Here is a 10,149-nt window from a genome sequence, read left to right on the forward strand (position 1 = left end):
AACATGGATCAAGTCGAACGAGACAATTGGCAACGGGTTCTGGAAGCCCTAGAGGCAGCCGGTGACCGTGAGAGCGGCTTTTATCGCAGGGCTCAAGCGATCTGCAACGGTGAGCCAGATCCCTTGCTCGAGCAGGAGCGGCAGGATCAGGAGCAAAGAGAGCAAAGCGCATGAGCATGAACCCGATCGAGCGAGGCCTGGAACAGTCCTTTGAACTCGAAAAGTGGGGCCGGTTCATCCGTGAGTGCGATGACATCGACACCCTTCGAGAAACAGCTCTTTCTTTGGTGCAGCAACTCGCTCAGCTCAAGGCCTCCAGTGCCTGGATGGCCTCTCGTGCCTCCGAATCTGAAAACGCCAAATTGGAAATGTTGGCGGAATTGATCAAGCAAAAAAACGTCGACCAGGACAAGCCATGAGCGTTTTTTCCAGGCTGCGCAGCTGCGATGGCTTGCAAGCATCTGCTGCAGCGCGAACCATCCTGATCATGGGTTCCACGGCCGCCGCCGTGTCTGTTGCCTCGGCGTTGCCGAGCCATGCCAACTGGTCGCCAAAACCTGAGCCCAAGTTTTGGAGTCAGGTGCGCCGGCAAATGCTTGATCAGGACACGGCAAAACAGGCTGAATGGACGTTTATGGAGGCGATGCAATCCCCCAAGATCGATGCTGCTGAATATCTGCGTGAGCCTCGCCGCCGTGATCAGACGGTGACGTTTCAGGCCCTGTTGTTAATGCGCAAAGGCGAGAGCAACCCCTGGGCCATGCGCCAGCTATCGATGCGCGCCCAATGCCTTGATGGGGTGTTGGAGCGGCAGGATCAGGAGGGGCGTTGGAGTCCTTACCCAGGACGTCAGGGAACGGCTTCCAAGGTGAACTGGATCTGCGCCCAAGCGCCCAATCCCTGAGCCCCTTGCCAAACTCCCAGTGAATAGGTACAAATGTATTGACTGAATTGGATCATCCCGGTGACCACTGGATCCCCCGAGCCGCTCACCACTGCTCAGCAGGAGCTTTACGACTGGCTGTCGGACTACATCGGTAGCCATCGCCACAGCCCCTCTATTCGTCAGATGATGCAGGCGATGGGGCTGCGTTCCCCCGCTCCTGTGCAAAGTCGATTGCGCCATTTGCAGCAGAAGGGATGGCTCACTTGGCAGGAGGGACAAGCGCGCACCTTGCAATTGTTGGGGGATGTGGCGTCGGGTATTCCGGTGCTTGGCGCTGTAGCGGCAGGTGGATTGGTGGAAACCTTCGACGATGTGCAGGAACACCTTGATCTGGCTCCCGTGCTCGAAACCCGGGGCTTGTTTGCCCTCACCGTGAATGGTGATTCGATGGTGGATGCCCACATCGCCGATGGTGATGTGGTGCTGATGGAACCTGTGCAAGAGCCGGGTCGCTTGCGTCAGGGCACGATCGTGAGTGCTTTGGTGGCAGGGAGTGGCACCACCCTTAAGCATTTCCATCTCGATGGCAGTGTGGTGCGCTTGGAAGCGGCGAATCCTGCCTATGCCCCCATTGAGTTGCCAGCGGAGCAGGTGCAGGTTCAAGGCAAATTAATGGCGGTGTGGCGCCAGGTTTGAGCTCCGTGGCGGTGTATGCTTCGCCACGACAGCGAACAGGCTTGCGGGTCTTTTAGCTGTTGATGGGGCCATAGCTCAGCTGGTAGAGCACCTGCATGGCATGCAGGGGGTCAGCGGTTCGAATCCGCTTGGCTCCACTGGTATTTCACCAAGTGAACCATCCCCACTAGTGCAAAAGTCAGTGCAAGAAGGCACAGGCTTTCTCGTTTTGCACTAACTCCTCCCGTACGCATGTAATGAGTAAATCTCGTTGCAGCAAGTGCAGAGCTCCAGCCATCGTGCAGGTGGCCATCGCCAGATCGTGTTCACCGCTCCCTTCGATGCAGCGGGCAAGCTCGAGGTGCTGCCCCCAGGGGATGTCGCCGTACAGCCTGCGCCATGGATATGCCTACAGAGGTGCCTTGGCTGGACTCCCATTACGCCTGCTCGCCGCATCAATGGGCCACGCTGTTTGCACTCACATGAAGCACTACGGCAAGTGGACCGATGACGAAGGGCTGATGGCATCCGTACAAGCGATAACAAAGCACAACGCAAAGCTGACTGCGCCCTGCCATCACTGGCAAAGGGCTGAGTGCCTTGCCTGCGGCTGATCCCGGCGACATCTGGTTTGACATGGAGGGAATCCAGGATTCGGTGGCTGGCACCAAGCTCGAATATCTGTTCGGCGCTTGTTACCGAGATACGCCTGATATCCATCCATTGTTCAAGGCTTGGTGGGCCCACACCCCAGAGGAAGAAAAAACCGCCTTTGCTGCTTGGGTGGATTGGGTAGAAGATCGCCGCAGGATCCATCCCGGGCTGCACGTCTATCACTATGCGGCCTATGAAAAAACAGCGATGCGGCGGCTGGCGCAGCAACACGCCACTCGGGAAATAGAGATCGACAACTGGCTGCGCAACGGTTTGCTGGTTGACCTGTTGCCGGTGGTGACCAGTTCGATCGTGCTGGGTGAACCGAGCTACTCGATCAAGAAGGTGGAGCACCTTTATATGGACCAGCGTGAGGCAGGGGTGACTAACGCTGGTGATTCTGTGGTGGCATATCTGCACTGGCAACTCTCTGATGAGCCGCAGGTTCCTGGCGAAGCACCCGAGGCCAGCGCAAAGCTCAAAGCGATTGAGGACTACAACCGGGAGGATTGCGAAAGCACTGCGCTTTTGCACGACTGGCTGCGCCAGCGCAAAGCGGAACTGGGCCTGCCTGAATACCCACTGCAGCAGTCAAGTGAAGACGAGCAGGAGCTACGGGAGCCGCAACCGCTGGAGCTGCTTAGCGAACAACTCCTCGATGAGATTCCTGATCCACTTGCTGATAACAATGTGACCGGACCGCTTGGCTTGAGCTGGAAGGCCCACAAGCTTCTCGCTCAATTGCTGTCCTTTCATCACCGGGAAGCCAAGGTGGGCTGGTGGGCTTATTTCGATCGCAGGAGCAAAGCTGAACTGAGCCCGGACGAGCTGATCGACGACGGAGAAGCAATCGCGGAAGTTAAGTGGGTAGGGATGGACGAGCGGCCCAGCGCCAGGACAGGCGCAGACATTCATCACTTCCGTTTTGACCCCAGCCAGCCGCTGAAACTGCATGCCGGTAATGGCGACGGGCGGCTGACCGTGGAGCTACCAGCCACTGGCCTGAAACTGGATGTCGATGCCCTCGATAGCAAGCAGGGCAGCGTGAGCTTGAAGTTGCCATGGTGAGTGTCTCCCAACCCGATCACAGCGCGAGTGAAGGTGGGGGACAGCGGGGCTACGGCAAGGGCCGTCCACGCGATGAGCCCAATTTCGAAGCCCTCCCGGACTCGCTTCCCCCCCAAAACCTGGAGGCGGAAGAAGCGGTTTTGGGTGGAATCTTGTTGGATCCCGACGCCATCGGACGGGTTGCCGACGTGCTCCAACCAGAGGCCTTTTATCTAGGTGCCCACCGCGAGATCTTTCGCACTGCGGTGATGCTCCATAGCCAGGGCAAACCCACAGATCTCACCGCGATGACCGCCTGGTTGGCGGATACGGGATCCCTCGACAAGGTTGGCGGGAGCGGCCGTTTGGTGGAGCTAGTGGAGCGCGTGGCATCCACGGCCTCCATCGAACAGGTGGCCCGGCTGGTGATGGATAAGTTCCTGCGCCGGCAGCTAATCCGTTCCGGCAATGAGGTGATTCAGCTGGGCTTTGACCAAAGCCTGCCGATGGAGCAGGTGCTGGATCAGGCCGAACAGAAAATTTTTGCGATCAGCCAAGAGAAGCCTTCTAAAGGACTGACTCCAACGGCAGAGATCCTCACCAGCACCTTCAACGAGATCGAAAGCCGATCGCTGGGCACCTCGGTGGCGGGCATTCCGGTGAACTTCTACGACCTGGATGCGATGACCCAAGGCCTGCAACGCAGTGACCTGATCATCGTGGCCGGCCGCCCAGCGATGGGCAAAACCTCGATCGTGCTCAACCTGGCCAAAAACGTGGCGCAATTGCACAACCTTCCGGTGTGCATCTTCAGCTTGGAGATGAGCAAAGAACAGCTCACCTACCGGCTGCTCTCAATGGAGGTTGGCATCGAAGCAGGCCGCCTGCGCACCGGCCGGCTGCAACAGGAGGAATGGCCCTTGCTGGGCCAAGGAATCAACACCCTGGGGCAATTACCGATGTACATCGATGACAAACCCAACTCAGGGGTGCTCGAAATGCGTTCGCTCTGCCGGCGGCTGATGGCCGAACAAGGCAAGGAACTAGGGCTGGTGGTGATTGATTACCTGCAGCTGATGGAAGGATCAACCCCCGACAACCGGGTCCAAGAAATCTCGCGGATCACCAGGGGGCTCAAGGGCATGGCCCGCGAACTGAACGTGCCGGTGATCGCCCTCTCCCAGCTCAGCCGAGGGGTGGAATCACGCACCAACAAACGGCCAATGCTGAGCGACCTGAGGGAATCGGGGTCGATTGAGCAAGACGCCGACCTGGTGCTGATGATCTACCGCGACGAGTACTACAACCCGGAAACCCCGGACCGAGGCATCACCGAAGTGATCGTGACGAAGCACCGCAACGGACCCGTTGGCACCGTGAAACTACTATTCGAACCGCAGTTCACTCGCTTCCGTAACCTGGCCGCCTAGGGAATCAATCGGTATGTGGATTGGTCGTATTTTGCTTTTAGGCGTGGGCTCGTCCTACATCTGCCGTTGGGTGCTCAAACCACAACGTCATCGCAACTACGTTGCTGGGTGGCTCAAAGCTCTTCGCAAAACCACCGGTTGGCTGCCACGCGGTCGTGGCAAGGTGAGGCGATTCGGGATCCGCATGTTTCGTTCCACGCTCAGTCCAAGCAACCGCCACTAGCCAGGTTCAATTCGGGAAACGAACTTGCCATTGAGTGCGAATTGTCCAGTCACCAAGTAACTCCTCACCAGCAAACTGCGGTTTCACAGCGTTGTAATAGCCCTCCAAAGACACCTGCATCGGTTGCCCGCCTAACCGAAAGGAGTAGCCCAGCCCACCGCCAACTGGAACGATCCAGCCTTTGCCCTCAGGTTGAGTCCAATCGGAGGCAATAATTGGAGAAGAGATTAAATACCAGCTGCGGTTGAGCTGATAACGCAACAGTCCTCGCACCACCAAAGTATTGACGTCATCGCGCTCTGGGTCTCCCGCAAAGGACCAGATGTTGCGCATCCGGGCACCAACAATCCATGGGCCGGAATGATAGAAAGCTAGAAAAGCTGGACCCGCTGAGACCTTTCCACTATCGATCGTGCCATCACCGGTAGGGAAGACGATCGATGAACCGAGACCAACTGTCCAGTCAGAACCAAGGTTGGGAACAAGAAAAGCCGTAGGACTGACATCTGAGAGGCCAGCCTGATTCTTTTGATCGAAATCCACGACTGCTGGAAGCCCAGCAGGCGAAACACCGAGCACAGGATCGGCTTGGGGCAAAGAAACAAAGCGAAAGATCGTTCGCGTTAGCACTGTCCAGTCATCATTGATCCGAAACGGGACAACAGGCTGCAATTTGAAGATTTGAACAGATCTGTCCTGACTTGCCGAGGGGTCAATCGATCGCGGAGCCCATTGCGTATTCGGGACAACATCCCATTCCGCCCAAAGACGGGTGTATGACGTAATCGGATTAGGCCGGGCCTTTACTGATACCGGAACAGACTCAAGAGCAAGAATCCCTAAACCACAAGCAAAAAAACGAATTAATGCACGAGACTTGCGCAAACAAAACAAAAAAGTCGTAGGAGACATCATTTATGCAGACGAATAATCAGAAGAAAAAATGCTTCTACGAAGCAGCCCATAACAAACATTTACAACACATTGCAAAGCAAAAGAGAGATGCATAGGAAGGCAATAGGCTAAAAAGCATAATCAGCATATCGTCTATTCGATAATGTTTGACTTGGCATTTCAAGAAATTCTTGCTTATAATATCGCGCAAAATGTGAACGCCCTACATACCCAAAATGGGCAGCAACACCTAAAACACCATGGATATTATTCTCTACGCAAAATTCAGTATTCATCAAAGCATGCCTCACTTGATGTAACCGAACAGATCTAACAACTTGAAGAGGAGACATTTGAAATTTTTCCTTACAGCCATTGAAAACAGACGTCCGGGACTGATGCAGCAATGAACACAAATCCTTTATTTCAAAAGGCTTTGACGGCGACGAACTCGTCAAAGCCAAAACCTGCAGTGCAGCCTCATGACGGTCGCACCTATCAATAGCAATACCCACCTTTCGATCATGGTTACTCATAAAACACTCAATCAGAATTGACAATATTTCATCCTCAATCAACTGTGGAGACAAATAAAGAGAAGACAGATTTGACCACAATTGATTCAAATACAAAATCAAGCCAGAAGGCACTGACCGGCTGGACAAGATATTAAACTTATCCAATATATTTTGAACATTAGTTGCTCCATATTCGGCTAACTTGGTCATGAGAAAAAGGTCTGGAATAATAATAGAGCAAAAACGACAACCAACGCTGAGTTGTAAATCAAGGTCTTTTAGTTCGTTGTTGAAACCAAAAATTGCAGGCCTAGTAATAGAAACCCCTTGAGCCACAACACATTCATGAGCGGGATCATCCGACAAATTGAGCGAAAAATGGTAGTTTCCACCTTTTCTATCAGCACAAAAAGCCACCTTTTTATTCAACTCAACCAGAACCAATTTAATATTGGGCAAGGGAAGAATCTGAACAGCTCCATCAACCGGCCCCCTTTCAAGAGATAGAACAGACGAGCCAATAAACGACCTATTCAGCATAACTGCCATATCAACAGTGCTTTTTATTTCAAATCGTAAGAATGGACTTACCAATATATTTTAACCTAGGTTTTCAATGCTAACATGCAAATTGTGCATAAGATGGAGCCAATGAGCCCATTCGTTCACGATACATAAAAATCATCTGATAAGCCTCAACAGAATCCAATCCGAGTAACACCAATCTTAAAAAATCTAGCTAATTACAGACAAAAAGCGAATAGACTTATCACTATCATACTAAAAACATTAATCATCAGATAGCAGGATACTTTTCACCTTGTTAAGCAATGCAGCTAGATCCTCATCAGACAAAAGCCCCTCATCATGCAAGAGTTGTGCTAATTCAATTTTTTTTGTCACGATAGATATCGCATATGCTTGATCACAGTTCCTAGTATTCTTGGTGCCAAAAGGAACAGTCAGCACTGCGCCGAAAGCATATCCATTGCCATTACCAGAATATCCACTGATAAGCTCATTTTTCTCTATCTCGTCTACGCGCTCAGATAAGCCACTAAACAAATTAATCGTAGTGGGTGTACCATCCTGACTTACGCAGCGAGTGCCATCAGGTAAATCAACCTCAAATCGAGGACCAACTGGTTGCTGAAATGCGAAGCCAGTAAGATCACCGAGGGGAAGACTATCTAACGGGCTGATCGTACTTTGCGCGTTCGCAGAATACGTTGATAACAGGACCGCGTTAACACAGTTAATTGCGAAGAAGAAGAACTTGAAACTTTTCCTTTTGGACTTTCGACAATGCATATCCATAACGGGCCAGCTTTGAGAGTAGACGTAGGAATACTTAAAAGAACACGTTTTGCCTTACTATCCCGTAGAAATAGTTTTCTAGGACTAATGCGAACATCTTTAATCTTTTCACCAGGAATATTGCCTTCTGTGTTGTAGAAAGCCTCAACAAAATATTGGCCTGGTTTGGAATCAACCAGAAAAGCCTGGGTACGTACAACAACACGGGAACCAAGACCAGGTGAAATCACCTTATTGTTCGGATTGAGTCCTAATGCGGCTGCAAGAAGAAAGGAGGAAAACATTTAATAGCGCTATAGATGATTTACGTAAAGATTAGGGGTCGCCACGAATTCCTCCACAAGGTGACAAATAATAAAAAAAGAGTGATCGAACAGTGAATCAATAGGGGTAAGGACATGATCACTACGGCTCCAAACAGGTGAGTACAATCTGAAATCGATACTCATCATTAGGAAACGAATTACTTAAATTGGCACTGACAGTTAATTTTACGCCATAGGGAAGACCAGACACATAGCCGCTGCTTCTGAGATCAGATGACTGCAATATCGTAGAGACTGGTGAATTTGAATATGAGCTTGATGTTTTAGACTTTATATAGCGATTTGTGCTATCTGAACGAATCCAAATACCACGGAAGCTGATACCACTTGGCGCTAGAAGGGTATTCAACCTAACATTTATACGGGGCACTTGGTTAGAAGAAATGAGCAATGACTCACTGGTGCCTAACATAATTCCAGTGCTCCCATTACGCGTATAATCCATCGAAACAAGATCGCTACCACCGGAGAATGAACAAGTGAAAGGGACCGTTGCATTGAACATCGTTGTATTTTGAATACCTGCTTGTACAAAACGAGGGTTAAAAAATAGTGAGGCGCAAAATAGGCATAAAAAAGATGAATGCACTACATGCAAATCAGTGAGAGATGAAGAATGGTTTAAGGGAATAAACTTGCGTCAAGAGACAACTTAGCCCAAAAGCTTATAAAGCCATAAATAAATCAAATGACTGACGCTTGAGCCAAAAAGAAACTGAAGCCTTTTAAAAAGGCTTCAGTTTCATACCAATGCTTCGACTAGATCAAGTTAAGCATTAAAGAGTTGCTAACGCTTAGGCAAATCAAGTACTAAGTGTGGTCAAGACAACGGTATAGCTATAATCACCAACTACGTTTGCACCAGTAGAACTGAGCTCGATCGTGACATTATCTATTACATTAGCGGTATTCGCTAAGCTAACAGTGGCAGAAGCTTCTGCACCACTCGTGGCAATCGTAGAAGCGCCCTTCTTCAGCAAAGCTGTATTCACTGTTGTTACGGGATTACTTCCATTAGCAGTGACTTCACCAAGAGTGACTGAGGTTACATAGTTGCAACTAATTCCAATATTACCCGTTGTACCGGTAAATGTTCCACTGCCTGAAGCCGAATAAGACATTGCGACCGTTTGAGATGCACCACTGCTGTAGAAGCACGCACCAGGAATTGTTCCTGTAAACGTTGTTGTGTCCGTAATGTCCGCGAGTGCAGCCGCTGGCATTAATCCGAGGCCAATCGCTTGTAAAGCGACCAAAGAAAGACGTTTGAAGTTCATAAGAAAGATCCCAGCTCCTTGATTCTGACTTCCTTAGAAGCGAATGAGAGTGATCTGAGAGCCAGTTGAGTGCAATCAAGAGGCTGTGGGGTCAACTGGCCAAACAAACAGAAGCTCAATAAGGATGATTGCGGCGCAACCCAGTGAACAAATGGGCTCATTTAACATCTGAGCACACGGGCGCGAACAAATGGGCTCACCAAAGCTCAGCCAATCTCATCCGAGCCTGGCGCCCAAACCCCCGTGCGAGTCACGCCATCTGCCGAGCAAGGCCATCCGGCGAGAAAAGCTTGGACGAATAGCTAGGAGCCAACTCGTTGTTTTCATTCTTGGAATCGGTTTCAGCGCAAGCCCAGCAATAGCTGCAACAAACAAAGTGACGATTCTGTTTTCTGGACGGGTACCAGCTTTATGCGATCACAAAGACAGTAAAAATCAAAGCGAAAGGGCCTCCTCACGAGGCAAAAGCACATTGCGTACTCAAAAACGAATCGGTTCTACTAACCAGAAGCTGACAACTTGCCTTGTCTATTAGGAATAAGACTCCCTGTTAATAAAAGGGGAGCAATAAGGTCTAACTTCTCCCTCAAAAAACTTGCATATTTAGGCGTTATCAAGAGTGCTGCAACTAGAGCCTCACTTTTTAGGCTCGTAAAACCAAATCAATCACCAACCTCATCAGTTTCAATGACCGGGCCTAAAGACACTTCGGATTTCTGCCAATCGCGAAACGGAGTGCACTGCTAATCCACCCCCCACGACCTGTTCTCTAAATACGGATAATGGAGACATGAGCTTCTCTGCTACCCCCACAGAAAGTTTTGAGCTGATCGTCGTGGGGGGCGGCCATGCCGGTTGTGAAGCAGCAATCACAGCAGCGCGGCTTGGCCTGAACACCGCCC

General features: G+C 50.9%; 13 protein-coding genes and 1 tRNA gene. 10 read left to right on the forward strand and 4 right to left on the reverse strand.

Features of this window, described 5'->3' with window-relative positions:
- The first annotated feature begins 3 nt into the window (after positions 1 to 3).
- The 9 genes from DXY38_RS13675 to DXY38_RS07310 all read left to right on the forward strand — a co-directional run bounded on the left by DXY38_RS13675 (position 4) and on the right by DXY38_RS07310 (position 4,915).
- A complete protein-coding gene (locus DXY38_RS13675; RefSeq protein WP_170952885.1) occupies positions 4 to 174 on the forward strand; it encodes a hypothetical protein in 171 nt (56 codons plus the stop codon).
- The gene (locus DXY38_RS07280) at positions 171 to 419 is read left to right on the forward strand and encodes a hypothetical protein (RefSeq protein ID WP_006852153.1); all 249 of its coding nucleotides are present in this window, start codon (positions 171 to 173) and stop codon (positions 417 to 419) included. The genes DXY38_RS13675 and DXY38_RS07280 overlap by 4 nt, the downstream gene beginning before the upstream one ends.
- Positions 416 to 904 (forward strand): hypothetical protein, encoded by a 489-nt coding sequence (locus DXY38_RS07285; RefSeq protein WP_115071059.1) that lies wholly within the window; start codon positions 416 to 418, stop codon positions 902 to 904. The genes DXY38_RS07280 and DXY38_RS07285 overlap by 4 nt, the downstream gene beginning before the upstream one ends.
- A 54-nt stretch (positions 905 to 958) precedes the next feature.
- Entirely contained in the window at positions 959 to 1,582 is a 624-nt protein-coding gene (gene lexA / locus DXY38_RS07290; RefSeq protein WP_115071060.1) for a transcriptional repressor LexA, read from the forward strand.
- A gap of 64 nt (positions 1,583 to 1,646) precedes the next feature.
- Positions 1,647 to 1,719, forward strand: a tRNA-Ala gene (locus tag DXY38_RS07295).
- A gap of 99 nt (positions 1,720 to 1,818) precedes the next feature.
- The gene (locus tag DXY38_RS13465; RefSeq protein ID WP_136988046.1) at positions 1,819 to 2,175 is read left to right on the forward strand and encodes a hypothetical protein; all 357 of its coding nucleotides are present in this window, start codon (positions 1,819 to 1,821) and stop codon (positions 2,173 to 2,175) included.
- Complete coding sequence (locus tag DXY38_RS07300) at positions 2,162 to 3,283, forward strand: TM0106 family RecB-like putative nuclease (RefSeq protein ID WP_244279045.1); 1,122 nt, start codon at positions 2,162 to 2,164, stop codon at positions 3,281 to 3,283. Before DXY38_RS13465 ends, DXY38_RS07300 begins: the two co-directional genes overlap by 14 nt.
- Positions 3,277 to 4,692, forward strand: a complete 1,416-nt coding sequence (gene dnaB / locus DXY38_RS07305; RefSeq protein ID WP_115070795.1) for a replicative DNA helicase — start codon at positions 3,277 to 3,279, stop codon at positions 4,690 to 4,692. Before DXY38_RS07300 ends, dnaB begins: the two co-directional genes overlap by 7 nt.
- Positions 4,693 to 4,705: 13 nt before the next feature.
- Entirely contained in the window at positions 4,706 to 4,915 is a 210-nt protein-coding gene (locus tag DXY38_RS07310) for a hypothetical protein (RefSeq protein ID WP_115071061.1), read from the forward strand.
- Between the two features lie 6 nt (positions 4,916 to 4,921).
- Here DXY38_RS07310 and DXY38_RS07315 read toward each other — a convergent pair whose 3' ends face one another.
- The 4 genes from DXY38_RS07315 to DXY38_RS13470 all read right to left on the reverse strand — a co-directional run bounded on the left by DXY38_RS07315 (position 4,922) and on the right by DXY38_RS13470 (position 9,247).
- Entirely contained in the window at positions 4,922 to 5,827 is a 906-nt protein-coding gene (locus DXY38_RS07315; RefSeq protein ID WP_244279046.1) for a neuromedin U, read from the reverse strand.
- Positions 5,828 to 5,937: 110 nt separating this feature from the next.
- Positions 5,938 to 6,876 (reverse strand): helix-turn-helix domain-containing protein, encoded by a 939-nt coding sequence (locus DXY38_RS07320; RefSeq protein ID WP_244279047.1) that lies wholly within the window; start codon positions 6,874 to 6,876, stop codon positions 5,938 to 5,940.
- Between the two features lie 240 nt (positions 6,877 to 7,116).
- Positions 7,117 to 7,644, reverse strand: coding sequence for a hypothetical protein (locus DXY38_RS07325; protein WP_115071063.1), 528 nt, complete (start codon positions 7,642 to 7,644; stop codon positions 7,117 to 7,119).
- A gap of 1,129 nt (positions 7,645 to 8,773) precedes the next feature.
- Positions 8,774 to 9,247 (reverse strand): hypothetical protein, encoded by a 474-nt coding sequence (locus DXY38_RS13470; RefSeq protein WP_136988048.1) that lies wholly within the window; start codon positions 9,245 to 9,247, stop codon positions 8,774 to 8,776.
- A 790-nt stretch (positions 9,248 to 10,037) separates the two neighbouring features.
- On the opposite strand from DXY38_RS13470, the gene DXY38_RS07335 reads away from it, so the two are divergent.
- A partial coding sequence (locus tag DXY38_RS07335; RefSeq protein ID WP_115071086.1) for an FAD-dependent oxidoreductase occupies positions 10,038 to 10,149 on the forward strand: 112 nt, incomplete at its 3' end.

This window comes from Synechococcus sp. UW179B (assembly GCF_900474245.1).
Classification (GTDB): domain Bacteria; phylum Cyanobacteriota; class Cyanobacteriia; order PCC-6307; family Cyanobiaceae; genus Synechococcus_C.